20 protein-coding genes are annotated in these 16,833 nt (G+C 67.3%); 17 read left to right on the forward strand and 3 right to left on the reverse strand.

Translation table 11 applies throughout. From position 1 onward, the window contains the following. Window positions 1–57: 57 nt before the first annotated feature. Genes HWD93_RS02855 through HWD93_RS02865 form a run of 3 tightly spaced genes read left to right on the forward strand, consistent with a single transcriptional unit; the run spans window position 58 to window position 1,936 of the window. Window positions 58–498 carry a MerR family transcriptional regulator gene (locus HWD93_RS02855; protein WP_261645984.1) on the forward strand — a complete coding sequence of 147 codons (441 nt, stop codon included), beginning with the start codon at window positions 58–60 and terminating at the stop codon, window positions 496–498. Next, window positions 476–1,456 (forward strand): aldo/keto reductase, encoded by a 981-nt coding sequence (locus HWD93_RS02860; protein WP_070417927.1) that lies wholly within the window; start codon window positions 476–478, stop codon window positions 1,454–1,456. Before HWD93_RS02855 ends, HWD93_RS02860 begins: the two co-directional genes overlap by 23 nt. 33 nt (window positions 1,457–1,489) lie before the next feature. Next, window positions 1,490–1,936: a GNAT family N-acetyltransferase gene (locus HWD93_RS02865; protein WP_070417926.1), complete on the forward strand. Its 447-nt coding sequence runs from the start codon at window positions 1,490–1,492 to the stop codon at window positions 1,934–1,936. 17 nt (window positions 1,937–1,953) lie between these two features. On the opposite strand, the gene HWD93_RS02870 is transcribed toward HWD93_RS02865, so the two are convergent. Next, on the reverse strand, window positions 1,954–2,730 hold the full coding sequence (locus HWD93_RS02870) for an arylamine N-acetyltransferase (RefSeq protein ID WP_261645985.1): 777 nt from the start codon (window positions 2,728–2,730) through the stop codon (window positions 1,954–1,956). Between the two features lie 144 nt (window positions 2,731–2,874). Between HWD93_RS02870 and HWD93_RS02875 the strand changes: the two genes are divergently transcribed. The 8 genes from HWD93_RS02875 to HWD93_RS02910 all read left to right on the forward strand — a co-directional run bounded on the left by HWD93_RS02875 (window position 2,875) and on the right by HWD93_RS02910 (window position 10,587). Further along, window positions 2,875–4,218: an FAD-dependent oxidoreductase gene (locus HWD93_RS02875; RefSeq protein ID WP_261645986.1), complete on the forward strand. Its 1,344-nt coding sequence runs from the start codon at window positions 2,875–2,877 to the stop codon at window positions 4,216–4,218. 37 nt (window positions 4,219–4,255) lie between these two features. Next, the gene (locus tag HWD93_RS02880) at window positions 4,256–5,839 is read left to right on the forward strand and encodes a cytochrome bc complex cytochrome b subunit (protein ID WP_261645987.1); all 1,584 of its coding nucleotides are present in this window, start codon (window positions 4,256–4,258) and stop codon (window positions 5,837–5,839) included. A gap of 129 nt (window positions 5,840–5,968) precedes the next feature. Beyond that, the gene (locus tag HWD93_RS02885; protein ID WP_261645988.1) at window positions 5,969–6,409 is read left to right on the forward strand and encodes a carboxymuconolactone decarboxylase family protein; all 441 of its coding nucleotides are present in this window, start codon (window positions 5,969–5,971) and stop codon (window positions 6,407–6,409) included. A 117-nt stretch (window positions 6,410–6,526) separates the two neighbouring features. Then, window positions 6,527–7,474 carry an RNA polymerase sigma factor SigJ gene (sigJ, locus tag HWD93_RS02890; RefSeq protein ID WP_070417921.1) on the forward strand — a complete coding sequence of 316 codons (948 nt, stop codon included), beginning with the start codon at window positions 6,527–6,529 and terminating at the stop codon, window positions 7,472–7,474. A gap of 65 nt (window positions 7,475–7,539) precedes the next feature. Beyond that, a complete protein-coding gene (locus tag HWD93_RS02895) occupies window positions 7,540–8,283 on the forward strand; it encodes an SDR family oxidoreductase (protein ID WP_261645989.1) in 744 nt (247 codons plus the stop codon). 105 nt (window positions 8,284–8,388) lie between these two features. Further along, window positions 8,389–9,144, forward strand: a complete 756-nt coding sequence (locus tag HWD93_RS02900) for an SDR family oxidoreductase (protein ID WP_261645990.1) — start codon at window positions 8,389–8,391, stop codon at window positions 9,142–9,144. 83 nt (window positions 9,145–9,227) lie between these two features. After that, on the forward strand, window positions 9,228–9,614 hold the full coding sequence (locus HWD93_RS02905; RefSeq protein WP_261645991.1) for a hypothetical protein: 387 nt from the start codon (window positions 9,228–9,230) through the stop codon (window positions 9,612–9,614). A 433-nt stretch (window positions 9,615–10,047) separates the two neighbouring features. Continuing rightward, window positions 10,048–10,587 carry an AAA family ATPase gene (locus tag HWD93_RS02910; RefSeq protein WP_261645992.1) on the forward strand — a complete coding sequence of 180 codons (540 nt, stop codon included), beginning with the start codon at window positions 10,048–10,050 and terminating at the stop codon, window positions 10,585–10,587. A gap of 8 nt (window positions 10,588–10,595) precedes the next feature. Here the strand turns inward: HWD93_RS02910 and HWD93_RS02915 are convergent, their stop codons facing one another. Next, a complete protein-coding gene (locus HWD93_RS02915; RefSeq protein ID WP_261645993.1) occupies window positions 10,596–11,411 on the reverse strand; it encodes a hypothetical protein in 816 nt (271 codons plus the stop codon). A 381-nt stretch (window positions 11,412–11,792) separates the two neighbouring features. Between HWD93_RS02915 and HWD93_RS02920 the strand changes: the two genes are divergently transcribed. The 6 genes from HWD93_RS02920 (at window position 11,793) to eno (ending at window position 15,899) form a co-directional block, all read left to right on the forward strand. Continuing rightward, window positions 11,793–12,299, forward strand: coding sequence for a universal stress protein (locus tag HWD93_RS02920; protein WP_261645994.1), 507 nt, complete (start codon window positions 11,793–11,795; stop codon window positions 12,297–12,299). Then, window positions 12,296–13,039, forward strand: a complete 744-nt coding sequence (locus HWD93_RS02925) for a 2,3-diphosphoglycerate-dependent phosphoglycerate mutase (protein ID WP_055960826.1) — start codon at window positions 12,296–12,298, stop codon at window positions 13,037–13,039. Before HWD93_RS02920 ends, HWD93_RS02925 begins: the two co-directional genes overlap by 4 nt. Then, entirely contained in the window at window positions 13,036–13,539 is a 504-nt protein-coding gene (locus HWD93_RS02930; protein WP_228506157.1) for a CrcB family protein, read from the forward strand. Before HWD93_RS02925 ends, HWD93_RS02930 begins: the two co-directional genes overlap by 4 nt. Then, window positions 13,536–13,907 (forward strand): CrcB family protein, encoded by a 372-nt coding sequence (locus HWD93_RS02935; protein ID WP_055960823.1) that lies wholly within the window; start codon window positions 13,536–13,538, stop codon window positions 13,905–13,907. The genes HWD93_RS02930 and HWD93_RS02935 overlap by 4 nt, the downstream gene beginning before the upstream one ends. A gap of 26 nt (window positions 13,908–13,933) precedes the next feature. After that, complete coding sequence (locus HWD93_RS02940) at window positions 13,934–14,419, forward strand: inorganic diphosphatase (RefSeq protein WP_055960822.1); 486 nt, start codon at window positions 13,934–13,936, stop codon at window positions 14,417–14,419. A gap of 145 nt (window positions 14,420–14,564) precedes the next feature. Next, entirely contained in the window at window positions 14,565–15,899 is a 1,335-nt protein-coding gene (eno, locus tag HWD93_RS02945) for a phosphopyruvate hydratase (protein WP_261645995.1), read from the forward strand. On the opposite strand, the gene HWD93_RS02950 is transcribed toward eno, so the two are convergent. Next, complete coding sequence (locus HWD93_RS02950; RefSeq protein WP_261646014.1) at window positions 15,884–16,816, reverse strand: LysR family transcriptional regulator; 933 nt, start codon at window positions 16,814–16,816, stop codon at window positions 15,884–15,886. The two genes, eno and HWD93_RS02950, sit on opposite strands and share 16 nt — an antisense overlap. Window positions 16,817–16,833 lie beyond the last annotated feature (17 nt).

Below are 16,833 nucleotides of genomic sequence, written 5' to 3' on the forward strand. Positions count from 1 at the left end.
GGGCGGACCGTGACGAGCGCTTGACCTGGAGCGCACTCCGGGTGTGAGCATGAGGCCATGCGCGAAGTTCCCCTCCCCGAAGTCGATGCAGCCGTCCCACCGGACGGGCTGAGCATCGGGCAGGCCGCGGCCGCGCTGGGTCTCCCGATGGAGACCCTGCGGTACTACGACCGGGCTGGCCTGATGCTCGACCCGACGCCGCGGACACCGTCCGGGCAGCGCCGGTACCACCAACCCGACCTCGACTGGGTCGGCGGGTTGGTGATGCTGCGCGAGACCGGCATGTCGATCGCCGACATCCGCGGGATCGCTGAACTCAGTCGACGGCCCGGCACGGAAGAGGACCGGCTCCGGTTCTTCGAGGACCACCGGCAGCACGTCCTCGAAGACCTCGCACGGACGCAGCGGCACCTCGCCGCGATCGAACAGAATATTGCCACCTACCGGGCGATCGTCGAGAAAGGAACCCCTGCAAATGCAGACACGACAGCTCGGTGACGGACTGACCGTCTCCACGATCGGTCTCGGCGCGATGGGCATGAACGCCTTCTACGGCCCGAGCGATGAGCAGGAGTCGATCGCGACGCTGCAGCACGCGGTCGAGATCGGTGTCACGTTCATCGACACCGCCGAGGCGTACGGACCGTTCACGAACGAGCAGCTGATCGGCCGCGCCCTGGGGTCTCGTCGCGACGAGATCACGATCGCGACGAAGGCATCAGCGGAGACCGACGACGACGGCACCGTCCACGGCCGCAACGGCAGCCCCGAGTACATCCGACGCGCCTGCGACCGGTCCCTCCGGCACCTTGGCATGGACACCATCGATCTGTACTACCTCCACCGCGCCGACCCTGCGGTACCGATCGAGGACAGCGTCGGTGCGATGGCGGACCTGGTCGCAGCGGGGAAGGTGCGACACATCGGCCTCTCAGAAGTCGCCGCGTCCACGCTCCGCCGCGCTCACAGCGTTCACCCGATTGCTGCAGTGCAATCGGAGTTCTCCCTGTTCTCCCGGGACGTGCTGCACAACGAGGAGAAGGCGACCGCTGACGAACTCGGCATCGGCTTCGTGGCCTTCTCCCCGCTCGGACGCGGGGTCCTCACCGAGGGCGTCCGCAGCCTGGACGATCTGGCGCCGGACGACGCCCGGCGAGGTCTCCCGCGCTTCCAGCCCGCAGCGTTCGCTGCAAACCGGCGGCTCGTCGCACGCGTCGAGCGGGTAGCCAGCGAGATCGGTGCGACGACCGCGCAGGTGGCCCTCGCGTGGCTCCTCGCCGAGGGCGCTGTACCCATCCCTGGAACACGTCGCCGCTCCCGCCTCGACGAGAACGCGGCAGCCGCAGGTATTCGGCTCACCGACGCACAGCGAAGCGCGCTCGTCGACGCGATCCCGGCCGAGGACGTCATCGGTTCACGGGACGGTGTCGACGCGCCAATCGGCATCGACCGCTGACGTGAACATTCTCCCGAACGGCATGATCGGCCCATGAGCTACCGCACAATCCGTCCCGAGGATCTCCCGCTGCTGTTCCGTCTGGAACGGGCGTACATGCAGGAGGTTGAGCCGGACAGTGTCGCCGGATGGACGAATGCTTTGGACCGGAATCTCGAGCTGTGGATCGATTGCTTGCCCACCAGCGGCGCGATCACGGACGCGGATGGCATGGTCACCGGTTTGGCCGTCTGGCAACTGCAGCCCGCCGTCGCGACACTCGTCGCCGTGCACGTGGTGCCCGAGCGGCGGGGCGCCGGTGTCGGCGGCCGCCTCTTGGAAGGGTTCGTCAGTGCAGCGACCGCTGGCGGTGCACCGACGGCCGCGCTCGGCGTCCACGAGTCGAATACTCGCGCTGAACGGCTCTACACGTCCCACGGGTTTCGCCACATCGGATCGGACGGTGCGTACCGCCTTTTCGAACGCAGCCTCACCAGCTGATCAAGCAGCACGCCGAGTCAACGAGATCGACCGCACAAACACCGCTCTTCCCGAGCGGAGGGCACGACACCGAATCGCTCGCGTATCGCTTGCGGGGCTTGGCCCGGCGCGAGCAGCACATCCGTGCGCGCCGTCCCGTTCGTCTCGATGAGGTGATCGCCGATGAGGGTCGTCCGTCCGCGTTGCCGACGAATTGAGAAGACAGGTGCATCGGCGCCAACCCGCCGGCCGAGCGTGTCGGAACGGACAAGAGCGTCGAAGCGGAGGGTGTCGTCAAGACCTCGAGCGGATGCCACCGTGTAGCGAGGACCGTCCGATCCTCGGACGCCGAGCTCGCCATTGAGCATGTGGATCTCAAAGCCGTCGATCGAACCTCTCTGCTGTTGCCTGTCCTGGAGGCGCAGTGGTTCGTCGGCGCCGGCTCCGGACACATCTACCAGGTACGGGTCCGCCCCGAGGCGCACGGCGAGAGCCAATCGGGGAATCCCGCGGGCGCTGGGGAGTCGGTTCGGGGTGACGGTGAGCGGGGTGACGGTGAAGCCGAGGCCGACCAGCAGCATCGCGAACGCCAGGTTCAGTTGCGTCGCGGGTGCACCGCGCCGCTGCTGGGTGATGCGGTCGAGGAGCCCGGGCAAGGAGCCGGCTGCGTCCTCGCATCCGCCGAGTTCCTCGAGCGGAACCGTCGCGAGGTGTGTGCGGTGCAGTGTCTGGAGGCTCCTGAGGTCCGCGAAGGGGACGTAGTCAATGGCGAGCCTGTGGAGGTAGTCGTCGACGACCGTTGTGGGCGTGTCCATCGGGTTCGCTCCTGTCTGATGGTCTCCCCTCTGTGACGACGCCAGCACGGTGAGCGTGATGGCCGAGCGGCGATTCCGGTGATGACTCACATAAGCGTGAGCTGCGCCGTCAGACCTTTGACTGGACAGGAAGAAGGTCGCACCGTGAAGGACATCGTCATCGTCGGCGGCGGGTACGCCGGGTTCTACACCGCGTGGAAGCTGGAGAAGAAGCTCCGCCGCGGCGAAGCGCGCGTCACCGTCATCGATCCACGTCCCTACATGACGTACCAGCCGTTCCTCCCCGAGGTGACTGCCGGCTCCGTCGAAGCGCGCCACGTCGCCGTTTCCCTCCGTAGCCACCTCCGCAGGACCCGACTGATCGCCGGCGCGGTAACGAACATCGATCACGCCGCCCGGACCGTCACCGTGACACCGAAGGACGGCGAGCCGTTCCCGGTGCGATACGACACCATCGTCGTGACCGCCGGGGCAGTCACGCGGAAGTTCCCCATCCCCGGGCTCGTCGATGAAGCAATCGGGATGAAGCAGGTCGAGGAAGCCGTCGCGATCCGCGACCACATCCTCACCGCCTTCGACCGCGCCTCGGTCCTCCCCCCGGGGCCCGAGCGGCAGAAGCTGCTCACCGTGACGTTCGTTGGAGGTGGCTTCTCCGGCGTGGAAGGCTTCGGCGAAACCCTCGCCCTCGCGACCGCGCTGCTGAAGTCGTACCCGGAGCTGAGCATGGCCGACATCTCGTTCCACCTCGTCGAAGCGCAGGGACGGATCCTGCCCGAGGTCACCGACGAACCCGGCAGGTGGGTCGTCCGACACCTCGAACGACGAGGCGGTCACGTTCACCTGAACACGCAGATGCTCTCCGCCGTCGGCGGCCGCGTGGTCCTCTCGACCGGCGAGGAGTACCACTCCGGCCTCATCGTCTGGGTTGCCGGTAACGCAGCGAACCCCGTCGTGGAGCGCCATACTGACCTGCCACTGACCGCCCGCGGGTCGGTCCGCGTTCGTGCAGACCTGCGCGTGGAGGGCGACGACGGGATCGTTCCGGACGCATGGGCCGCGGGCGATGACGCAGCCGTACCGGACCTTGCCTCCCCGAAGCCGGGGGCACTCACGGTCCCGAACGCTCAGCACGCCGTCCGACAGGGCAAGCGGCTCGCGAAGAACCTCGTCGCAACGCTCCGCGGCGAAGCACCCCGTGACTACGTGCACCACAACCTGGGTGTCGTCGCGACTCTTGGCCTCGGACACGGGATCTTCCAGTACCAGCGCATCGTCATCACGGGCTTTCCCGCGTGGGTCATGCACCGCGGTTACCACGTGCTCGCCGTTCCGACATGGGAGCGGAAGTTCCGTGTCCTTCTGGTCTGGATCAGCGCTGTCTTCGCGGGCCGCGACATCGCCTCCCTCGGCTCCATCACCGAGCCTCGCCGAGCGTTCGTGACCGGTGGTGTCCCCGACACCGTCCCGGGAGCGACCGATGCCCGTTGATCGTCGAACCCGACCATCCCGCCGGTCCCTAGCGGCCGTGGTCGCGGACACCACGCTCGGACGGCTGTCCGCCGCGGCCCTCATCTGGATGCGGCACCGCCCGGTACCGCTGCATTGGACCAGCTTGTTCGGCGTCGCGACCGCAGCGATCGCAATGGTCTATCTCGGCACAGGATTCGTCATGGGGTTCCTGTTCAATGCGTCCACCGAAGAAGTCGTCTACCACGGGTTGTACGCACCCCTCGACGGTCACAGTGTCTCCGCGGCGTACGCGTCGGAGCTGCGGCTGGCCTTCGACGTGCATGGCGGTATGCTGCTGCGCCAACTGCACCACTGGTCGATGCAGCTCCTCCCGGCGACGATCATCATGCAGATGCTCGTCACCTTCTTCACCGGCGGGTTCCGCAAGCCGCGCCGCACGCGCTGGGTTCTGCTGTTCCTCCTGTACGTCGTCGCCCTCGCCGGCGGATGGAGCGGTTACGGGCTACCGGACGACATGCTCTCCGGCAGCGGACTCCGCATCGTCGAAGGCGTCGCTCTTGGCATCCCACTGATCGGAACGGACGTCGCCGGGCTCCTATTCGGGGGCCCGTTCCCCGGCCGAATCATCGAGACACTCGCCGTCATCCACTTCGGCGTCGTCCCGATCGCCATGGCCCTGCTGCTCACTGTCCAAGCCGTCGTCGCCCTCGCGGAACCACCAGCTCAGTTCCCCGCTCCCGGCAGGTCGGAAGCGACGACGACGGGGGTGGCGCTCTGGCCCAACGGGCTGATCCGGCTCGGCGGCTTCTTCATCATTGTGGTGGGGATCCTGGTCGTCATCGCGACGACGGTGACGATCAATCCGGTGTGGGAGTACGGCCCGTCCGACCCCGGCAACGCAACCGCGGGGTCGCAACCGGACTGGTACACGGCCTTCCTTGACGGTGCCCTTCGCCTCGTGCCACCCGGATGGGAGATCGTCATCCTCGGACGAACCGTGACACTCGCCGTCGTCGTCCCGTTGCTCGCGATCGGCGCCTTCATGGTCCTCGTACTGCTGTACCCATTCCTCGAGCAGTGGGTCGCGGCCGACGCGCGCGATCACCACCTGCTGCAGCGACCACGCGACACCCCGACACGCACGGCCATCGGCGCTGCCGGCATGACCTTCTACGGCATCCTCTGGGCAGCCGGCAGCGCGGACGTTCTCGCGCACCAATTCCAACTGGCACTCGAGACCGTCATCCACACCGAGCAGACGCTGCTGATCGTCGGACCGCTCATCGCATTCGCGCTCGCCCGCCGGACCGCGCTCGCACTCCAGCGCAAGGATCGCGAAGCACTCCTCCACGGCTACGAAACGGGACGCATCGTCCGACTCCCCGACGGCGACCACATCGAAGTCCACGCATCGATCAGCGCCGAAGAGCAATGGCGCATCCTCGCCGCCGAACGGCCCGAACCGGTCATCCTGCAGCCCAGAGCAGACGGCCGCACCACCACCGCGATGCGAATCCGTACTCAGTTGAACCACTTCTTCTTCACGGACCGCCTCGCGCCGCTACCCCCAGTCGATGCAGAACACGCCGCGCCTGTCGCCGCCGGTGACGCCACGCAAGCTCCGGTCGTCAAAGCATGACGATGCTCACTTCCCCAGCACAACCTCACACCGAGTAGACGCACGTCGTCACAGCAACAGACACCCGCACAGCGACGGATCTCGGGGCGTCGCTGTGCGGCGTCGTTCGACAATCAAAGGAGCACAAGGATGCAGCACGTGAACATCGGCAAGCACGCGCCGAAGAACTACGAAACGCTCATGGCTTTGACGGGCCAGGCCGAACACGATTCCGCCGACGCGGGACTGGACAAGAAGCTCGTGGAGCTGGTGAAGATCCGCGCCTCGCAGCTGAACGGGTGCGCGTTCTGCCTCCGGATGCACGTCCGCGACGCCATCGCCGCCGGCGAGACCGCCGATCGGCTTGCCGTCGTCGCGGCCTGGTGGGAATCGCAGTACTTCTCCCCCGAGGAGCAGGCCGCGCTCCTGATCGCGGAGCAGATCACCGGCATCGGCGACCAGCACGTGACGCGCCGGCCGGAGGTGGCACCGCTATCCGACGAGCAGGTATCCGCTATCACCTGGGTTGCGATCGTCATCAACGCCTGGAACCGGGTCGCGATCACCAGCCACTACCCGGTAGCCCCCTGACCTGACACCAAGAGGAAGGCCGGGTGCAACTCCTTCGCCCCGGCCTTCCCCGCCGTATCGCCTCACATTCCGGCACCTGCCGTCGTCATGATGATCACAGCACGAACAGGAGCGACGATGACCGACAGCGAGCCACAGAAGCCCGGAACGGACGCTGCCCGCGCCAGCGAGCAGCTCCCAGACGTCTTCGACGAACGCCGACGGTTGATCTCGATCGGCTACCGCATGCTCGGCACCCTCGCCGAAGCCGAGGACGCAGTGCAGGAAACCTACGTCCGCTGGTACCGAATGACGGATGCCGAACGAGCCGCGATCACGAACCCACAGGGGTGGCTCACGCGGGTGATGAGCAGGGTGTGCCTCGATGTCCTCGGGTCCGCACGGGCACGCCGTGAGCGATACGTCGGGGAATGGCTCCCCGAACCGGTACCTGCCAACCTCTTCACCGGCAGCGCCAGCGACCGGACAGCAACCGCCGACCCATTGGACCGCGTGACGCTCGACGACGAGGTCAGCACGGCGCTGCTGATCGTCATGGAGAGCATGACACCGGCGGAGCGCGTCGCGTTCGTCCTGCACGACGTATTCGCCGTGCCGTTCGACGAGATTGCCATCATCGTCGGTCGAACCTCCACAGCCGTCCGGCAGCTCGCGACGTCAGCCCGACGCCGCGTGCGAGATCACGACATGCACCCACGCAACCGGAAGCAGCACGATGACGTCATGCTCGCCTTCGCGGCCGCGATTAGCAGCGGAGATCTCGCCGCGCTGACGGCGCTCCTAGACCCCTCAGTCACACTCCGCTCCGACGGCGGAGGCGTCGTCAACGCCGCTCGACGCGCGGTCCTCGGTGTCTCCAACGTCGCTCGGTTCATGCTCGGCACCGCTCGCAAGCGGCCCTCCCTCGCATTCCGCGAACAGTTGACCGGTGACGGTGTCGCGCTCGCCGCCATGGAGGGGGATCAGCTGCTCGCCATCGTCAACGTCAAGGTGCGTGACGGGCGCATCACCGACGTGTGGATGCAGGTCAACCCGGAGAAACTGACCTCCTGGTCCATCAGCTGACCTCACACCCTGCCGCCCAGCGTCGTCACATGGGCGGCGGCAGAAGCCCCCGGAAAGGGACACAAATGAAGATCCTCATCCTCGGCGGCAACGGCCACGTCGGCACCCGCCTCACGCTCCGCCTCAACGAGCTCGGACACGACACCATCGTCGCATCACGCACGAACGGAGTCGACGCCGTCACCGGGGCCGGCCTCGGCATCGCCATGGCCAACGTCGACGTCGTCGTCGACGTGCTGAACACCGTCGACATGGATCCTGCAGCCGCAACCGCCTTCTTCCGCGGATCCACCGAACGGGTCCTCGCGGCCGAGCACACCACCGGCGTCCGCCATCACGTGCTGCTCTCGGTCGTCGGCGCGGACCGCGCACTCGCCAACGGCTACTACGTCGGCAAGGTCGCCCAGGAAGAAGCGGTCCGTGACGGCGGCATACCCTTCACCATCGTCCGCGCAACGCAGTTCCACGACTTCATCCCCACGATCGCCGACTGGCTCACAGACGACGGCGTCGTCCGCGCACCTGGCATGCTGCTCCAGCCTGTCGACGTCGACGACGTCGTGGACCTCCTGGCCGAGACCGCAACCAGGCAGCCCGTGAACGACACCGTCGACCTCGCCGGACCAGACCGCTACCGGCTCGACGAAATCCTCCGCGCAACCCTCTCGGCAGCCGCGGACAGCCGTCAGGTCGCGACAGCGCCCGGCGTTGCGCTCGGCGCCGACGCTCCCGACTCCCTCGTACCGCTCGGCGCACACCGCACCGGCACCCGCCGCTACCCCGTCGACGTGCCCACGACGCAGCCGTAGCCAGCGCTCGCCCCCACTCCAACTGAAGCGCGCCCTCACACTCTGCGCCCCGACCTCGTCAGTGTGAGCAAGAGCGCGGCTTGACGCGCCGAACCGGGAGACCACATGAAGATCGCGATCGCCGGCGGCACCGGCACCGTCGGACGCCACGTCGTCCATGCAGCACTTGAACGAGGGCACGACGTCGTCGTCCTCTCGAGACAGCACGGCGTCGACGTGCTCGGCAATGTCGGTATCGCCGGTTCGATCGAAGACGCTGACGCGGTCATCGATGTGCTCAACACCACGACGCTCTCCACCAAAGCGGCCAGAGCTTTCTTCTCGACCGCTACCTCGAACCTCCTCGCGGCGGAGACACGAGTCGGCACAGCGCACCACGTCGTCCTGTCGATCGTCGGTATCGACGGAATCGACACGTCCTACTACGCCGGCAAGCTCGCGCAGGAACGTCTCGTCCGCGCCTCGAACGTCCCGCACACCGTGGCTCGGACCGCGCAGTTCCACGAATTCTCGGAACAGGTCGCAGCACAGACCTCCATCGGACCGGTCACAGTAGTGCCGCGCACCCTGTCTCGGCCCGTCGCAGCACGGGACGTCGCGGAGCACCTCGTCCGCGTCGCCGAATCCGCCCCCGCGGGTCGAGGTCCCGATCTGGTCGGCCCGGAGGAGGACACCCTCGCCGAGATGATCCGACGGATGTACGAACACGACAACGTCCGGCGCCGCGTTCTCGACGTCCGTCTCCCAGGCGCGTACGGCAGGGGCCTCGCTTCCGGTGCCCTGCGAGGCGGGGCCGAGCCACAGCGCGTGACCGGCACGACGTTCGACCAGTGGCTCCGCTCCGCAGACCACCGCAGCTGAACAACCCGACGAGCAAGGAGACTCCATTGGAGCACGAACGACCCTCGCGAGACCGCATCGGCCCCCTGCAGACCGTCGGCCTCGTGGGCACGATCATCGTCGCCGTCGCTGTCGGCATCTGGGCCTACGTGCTGCCGCGAGAGTTCTACGACCACTTCCCCTCGCTGCTCGGCGAGTGGATCTCCCAGGACGGGCCGTTCAACGAGCACCTCATCCGCGACCACGGGGCGCAGTACCTCGCCCTCGGCGCCGGCAGCATCGCAGCGTTGTTCTGGCGATCACAGCCCCTATACCGCGTCCTCGGCATCGCGTGGGGCAGCTTTGGCGTGCTCCACTTCGCATACCACGCGACGCACCTCGGACACATGACCGCTCAGGATGCCGTGGCTCAGCTAATAGTCCTGGCGGTCGCAGCGCTTCTCGGAATTGCGATCGCCATACCGGAGCGACACGGAACTTCACGCAACTGAGACAGCGCCGGTCACGGAGACCCAGGATCGCCCGAAAGCTCAACTGGCGAGACCGCGGGCCAGATGCCTACGGACATCTCACTTCTCTGACTGATCCGCTACCGGTCGCCCTTCGACTTGCGGAGTCCGAAACGCCACATCCAGATCCGGAAGCCGAGCCAGAAGATTCCTAGCGAGGTGTTGAGCACCACCAGCAGACGGAACTGGGTCGCTGCGACTCCCGCCGTCGAAGGAGCGCCCGGCGACCAGTTCTACGTCTACACACCGGAATGACGCACCGACCGGCACGCGGCTCCCACCGGGACCCCGATGGGGGCCGCGCTCTCCTTCAAAAATGTCACGCCTGAAGCCGTCTCGATAACCGATCCACGGCTGAGACGAAGCCCGAGTCGCCCGCAGCGGCTTAAGCGGCGCGCCCCCGTAGGGTTCTCAGATGGAAGCCTCGTACGGGATCTTCATCAACGGCTCCTACGGCGTCGGCAAGACGACCGTTCTCGACCATGTCGGCAACCTGCTGGCCGCTGAGGGCCGCCCTTTCAGCTTGATCGACGTCGACTGGTTCCATCGATCTTCTCCCGTTGCCGCGTTCGACCCGCGGAACCAGATCATCGAAGCGCGAAACATCGCAGCCGTGTGGGCGAACTATCAGACGGCCGGACCGCGCCAGCTCGTCATGAGCGGCGTGATCGCCGAGGTGGCCGACAAGCGTCGATACTCGGAGGCTGTAGCGCTGCCTCTGCGATCGGTCCGTCTCACAGCACAGCCTTCGACTGTCAAGGAGCGTCTGCGCGCACGCTACGACGCATCCCGACAGGCCGAGTTGCGCTGGCACCTCGACCGCTGGAAGCAACTGAACGAGCGTCTCACCGAATCCAATCTGGATGAGGTCGCGATCGCCACAGACGGGTTGAGTTCGGGCTCAGTAGCGTCCCTGATCGCACGCCACTTCGGTCTCGTTGACGCGTATCGTTAGCCGATCGGCTACCGGGCGCCGCCATTGCGCAGATCGAACAACCGGAAGGCCTCGCTCACGGTCAACACTGCCGCGGCAGCAGACGGCCCGATGTCACGAGCCAAGTCGCCTCGCAGCTCGACGATCGTGTCGCGGCCGTCCGTCCTGCGCTCGTTCCGACCTGCTCGGGTCACGGCGTACGACCGTTGGCCGTGCGCCGCTGCGCTCCCCATGCGCCAGAGAAGGCTGACGCCGCTGTTGAGCGTTTGGTTGCCTTCGGGATGCACAAAGCTGGAGGCCTCGGCGATCACATCGGTGTTGTTGAGTTTGGCGACAGCGGAAGATGGAAGGGCCAGTTTTGTGGCGACGTTCTTGCGATCCACTTGCCGCTGCTCGAGGTTCGCTTCGGTCTCGGCTCGAAGTGCCGCTTGAGTAGCGTCGAGTGCTGACAGTCCGCGGACCATCGCGAGCTCATCCCGTGAGTCCTGCATTTGGAGCCGCATTGCGTGCGCCCGACGCTCCGCGCGCAGCGTTGGCGCTAGGACCCAAACGGCTTGCGAACCTGTCAGTAGGGCAGTCCGCAGCGCGGTCATCTGCGCGGTCGGGTACAAGGTGCCCGTCGCTCTCATCGCAGAGAACGTGAACTCGAGATGCTCCACTGCGACAACCATGGCGTACCAAGCGATTCCGGAGACGTGCAGGCCAGGGTGATCGTCCCCTCCAAGCGCGCTTCCCGGCAGGATCGGAGGCGCATCGTTCGTCCGAATCGACCATTGATCTGTCGTCTCAGCCATACGCGTCACGCGCTGGTCCCAGCTTTCGTGAGACTGGTCAGATTCAGTCATGCCGCGACATCGGGCAAGTGGGGGCGGTAGCCATGGCCCCAGTGTGCCGGATGCCACCTACCGCTCGAGGAGAAGCGGATGCGGTCCTCAGGTCTGATTAAGGCTGTCCGATAGCCGGTCCTCCATCGGACACCGCCTCCCGCGGCACGCGCTCCACGGCCTTCACTGTGGGCAGCTTCGCTCCGTGTCGTCGGAATCGCTTCCTTCGGTGTCGGGACGTCGAGGGTGCGCGAGACGGCCCGCGTGACTTGGGATTCGGGTGCATACTGGTGATGTCTTCGGACCCGGTAGTGGGGCTTGCCGGACCCAACCTCGACAGTTGTCGACAACAGTCCCTATCTCAGCTGGTCGCGTTTCTGCGCGCCTGAGGTAGGGAGTGTCATGACAGCACCAATCGGTACCGGACCGGTCGTCGTCGGCGTCCTGCCCGGCCTCGCGCCGGGGGTCATCGAGGTTGCGTCGTCCATCGCGCGCCGCATCGGTACGACGCTGGTGTGCGTCAGCGTGGATGCATCGCTGATCGATGCCGGTACGCGCTCGGACGGGTCGGTGATGGTGGAACCGATCGACCCTGACACTGCTGACACGACACCGCGGGGCTTGTCGGACAGTGACGAGGCGGCAGTACGTGCTGCCGCAACGACCTACGGCGTCGACGTCACGTTCGTTGCCGGTGTCGGGGATCCGAGCCGGGCACTGTCGCAGGTGGCTGAGGACCGCGATGCGGCGATGCTGGTTGTCGGGGCCAGGACGGGAGCGGGTCGAATCGCGGAGTTCTTCACGGGGTCGGTCGCGGTACGGCTGACCCATCAGCAGCACCGTTCAGTGCTCGTAGTGCCCGTTGATCCGGTCGGGTTCGATGCCCCACTGCCGTGGGACACCCCGTGACCGGCCAGCTTGTTCTGCTCCGCCACGGACAGAGCACTGCGAACGCTGCCGGTACCTTCACCGGCTTGCGAGACGTCGCGCTGACCGAACAGGGCAGCGCCGAAGCGAATCGGGCTGGGTTGCTCCTTCTGCATGCCGGCATCCGACCGGACCTCGTGCTCACGTCGACGCTCGAGCGGGCGCTTCACACGGCGGAGCTCGTCACCGACGTCCTCGGACGTGATGCGCCGATCGAGTCGACGTGGCGGTTGAACGAGCGGAACTACGGCGCCCTCACCGGCATGTCCAAGCAGAATGCGCAAGCGGCGTTGGGGGCGGAGCAGTTCTTCGCTGTTCGTCGGACCCGCACGGGTCGGCCACCACGCATGTCGATCCGCGCGTGGCTGGCGCTCCGGCGGACGCCGGCGCTTCGTGGACTGCCGTGGGCGGCACTTCGTCGAACCGAAACACTCTCCGACGTCATCCGCCGGGTCCAACCCGTCCTGTCGCACAGCATCACCCCGGCACTCCGCGACGGGCAGACAGTGCTCGTCGTCGCGCACGGCAACTCACTGCGGGCACTGTGTGCCTGCATGGACGGCCTAACTGACGGTGAGCTCGCGGACCTGAACCTCCCCACGGGCGAACCCCTGATCTACCGGTTCGACGGCGACGGTGGGTTCTGTCCGCGGGGTGGGGAGTACCTGCATCCGGCAGCACGAGCAGCAGCGGCAGCGGTCGCTGCGGAAGGTGGAACATGACCTCCCGAACGGACACGCACCTGCCCGATGGGCAGCTCCCGCCCGACCCAGACATCGACGCCAACGACCCGGAACGTATCGACCGGCCAGTGCATCTGCGGTGGCGGTACCTCGGTGTCGTCGCACTCGGCGGCGCCATCGGTACCGCCGCACGCGACGGACTCAGCACCGCGTTCCCCGCTCAGCAGGAGGTGTCCTGGGCGATCTTCTGGATCAACATCGCCGGCGCGCTCCTACTGGGTGTGCTGCTGGAACACCTCGCGCATCGCGGACCTGACGAGGGTCGCCGCCGGACACTGCGCCTGCTTCTGGGAACCGGTGTCCTCGGCGGGTTCACCACCTACAGCACCCTCGCGACCAGCACCGCGGTGTTGTTCCTCGCTGGCCGCGGGTTGGCCGGCACCGGGTACGCGCTCCTGACGGTCCTCGCCGGCGCGATCGCCACCGGTAGCGGCCTCGCGATCGCGGGTTTGGTCCGACCGAACGGGGCCACATCATGAGCGCCCTGGCCTTCCTCAGCGTCGCGGTCGCTGGCGGTGTCGGCGCGGCCGCACGGTTCTTCGTGGATGGTGCGATCAACCGGGGTCGGCAGTTCCGGCTCCCGGTCGGGACGCTGACGATCAACATCACCGGCTCGTTCCTGCTGGGCTTGATCACCGGCGCCGCCGGTCACCTCGGCGCCACCCCCGTCGCGGTGCTCGGAACAGGGCTCATGGGTGGCTACACCACGTTCAGCACCGCCAGCTTCGAGACCGTCCGCCTCGCACGCACTGGCCGCACCACCGCGGCTGCCGTGAACGGGCTCGGGATGCTCGTCGTCTCCGTCGCCGCAGCCGCCGGGGGCGTCACCCTCGGCACCCTCACTTGACCATCCGACTGGGAGACGAACAGCTCATGCACTTCGACATCACGATCGAGATCCCCCGCGGCAGCGGCAACAAGTACGAGGTCGACCACGCCACCGGACGGATCCGCCTGGACCGGGCGGTGTTCACCAGCATGGTGTTCCCGCAGGACTACGGCTCGATCGACGACACTCTCGGCGATGACGGCGACCCCCTCGACGCGCTCGTGCTGCTGCCCCGGCCCACGTTCCCCGGCGTCGTCATCGACGTCCGCCCGGTCGGGATGCTCCGCATGGTCGACGAGAACGGCGGCGATGACAAGATCCTCACCGTCCCCGCCGGAGACGTCCGCTTCGACCACGTCCAGGACATCTCCGACGTCGCCGAGCCGGTCCTGGCGGAGATCGAGCACTTCTTCGCCCACTACAAGGAGATCGAGCACGGCAAGCACGTCACCACCAACGGGTGGGCGAACCGTGTCGACGCCGAAGCCATCATCCGCGCCGCACAGGAACGGTTCACCCCGCACCCCTGACCGGCACCCGCGCACCCGACACCATCCAGTGCGCGCCCTGAACCGCCGTGGGGAGGCAACTGGCGCCCAGTGATCGCCAGGAGGTCGTCCCTCCGCCTCCCCGCGGCCCACACCCGCACGACCAACCCGAAAGGCGACAACCGCCGTGAACGACTACATCAGCAACGTCCACCACACCACCCACCATCAGGGCGAGTACGTGACCCACACCAGCCGCCCCGTCACCATCAGCAGCCTGCACGGCTCCCGGATCCTCGACTCCCGCGGCTACCCGACGATCCAGGTGCGTCTCGAGCTCGAGGACGGCACCGTCGTCACCGGTGACGCCCCCGCAGGCGCATCCACTGGCGCGCATGAGGCTGTCGAGCTTCGCGACGGCGGCAGCAGCTACGGCGGCCGCGACGTGAGCCAGGCACTGCACCTCATCACGACGGACGTCGCACCGATGATCACCGGCCAGTCGTGGACCTCGATCGGGGAGGCCGACGCTGCCCTCGCTGCCCTCGACGGCACCCCGAACTACCGCCGGCTCGGCGCGAACAGTGTCGTCGCGACCTCGATCGCGATGGCACGCGCTCTCGCCGCCGCAGCGGAGCTGCCGCTCTGGCGTTGGATCGCAGACGTCACCGGCAGCACGCCCCGCCTGCCCGTCCCGCACTTCAACGTGCTCAACGGCGGAGCGCACGCAGCGAACGCGCTCGACTTCCAGGAGTTCATGATCGCCCCGGTGAACGCCGAGACCATGACCGACGCGGTTCGGATCGGGTCGGACGTCTACCACGCGCTGGCGGCACTGGTCCGGGAACGGTTCGGCAGTCTCGGTCTCGGGGACGAAGGCGGCTTCGCCCCGTCGATCGCCGCGCCCGAGGAGGCCCTCGACCTCCTCGTCGCCGCGATCAGTGCCGCCGGTTACGAGCCCGGCGTGGACACCGTCGCGATCGCACTCGACCCGGCGGCGAACGAGTTCGCGCTCGGTGACGGTAGCTACCGGGTCGTGGACCGCCGGCTCGACCGCGCAGGCATGGTCGACTACTACCGCGACCTCATCAGCCGGTATCCGATCCGGAGCATCGAAGACGGCTTCTCCGAAGATGACCACGGCGGCTGGAAGGCGATGTCGTTCGCGCTCGGCGACATGCTCCAGATCGTCGGCGATGATCTCTACGTCACCGATCCGCAGCGCATCCGCGATGGCGGGAAGGACGGGCTCTCGAACGCGGCGCTCATCAAGCCGAACCAGATCGGCACCGTCTCCCAGACCCTGGACGCGATCGGCGTCGCACGCTCGCTCGGGATGCGGAGCATGGTGTCGCACCGGTCCGGCGAGACCACCGACACGTTCATCGCGGACCTCGTCGTCGGCACCGGAACCGGACAGATCAAGTCCGGCGCACCCGCCCGCGGAGAACGCGTCGCCAAGTACAACCGGCTCACCGAGATCGCGGAGAACAATCCGGAGCTGCCCTACGGGCTGCGCTGACCCCGACCGGTCACCTCGTGGGCGACGCGCAGGAAAGCAGAACCAGCTGGCTGGGGCTCTCCCGACCAGATCGCCCGCAACGGCCGGGCAAGTGGCGGCCCAGCGAGCGGGACCCGCACCAGCGACCCGTCGTTGATGTCGGCGGCGACCGTGCGAAGGCTCATCACCGCCGGTGCAATTCCAGCCTGCGCGTTCGCCCGGATGATGCTCGTGGTCTCCAGCACCGCGGCCGGAACCGACATGCTCAAACCGGCCTCCCTGAGCCATGCGGCGAGGGTCGCGCGAGTTCCGGAACCTTCTTCCCGCAGGAGCAGAGCCGTCGCCGCCAGGACCTCCGCAGTGATCCCGGTCGACCGAGCCCAGGGATGTTCCGGCGCAACGACGACCGCGAGCTCATCGTCCGCGATCACCTGCGCGGACACACCTGCCGCCGTCACCGGGGTCTCCGTGAACCCGAGGTTCGCGCCACCCGACTGCACGAGGTCCGTCACCGCGGCGGAGTTGCCCGCGATCAGACGCACCCGCACGTCGGGTTCGCGGCGGCGAAATTCGAGCAGCCAGCCCGGCAGCAGCAGCTCCGCGATCGTCTGTGACGCTGCGACGACGAGCGAACCCGTGGGAGCCCGCAGCGCAGCCACTCCTGCCTCGAGGTGGCGAGACGCGTCGAGGACCGGTCCGGCCAGCCCGACGACGAGCCGGCCGGTCTCGGTCAGCACCGACCCCGTGGTCGAGCGGTGCACCAACAAGTGACCGACCATGCGCTCGGCGACCCGGATCCGAGCAGACACTGCCTGTTGCGTGACGCCGAGCGCTCCAGCGGCAGCGGAGAGGGAGCCGGTCTCGGCGACGCGTGCGAGCACGTCGAGTGTGTCGAGGTCGAGGGTTCGGTCCGTGAGTCGCCGTAGTGCCACAATCATTGATTGTGCCCTGCCAA

The organism is Curtobacterium sp. C2H10 (assembly GCF_025407985.1).
Lineage (GTDB): Bacteria > Actinomycetota > Actinomycetes > Actinomycetales > Microbacteriaceae > Curtobacterium.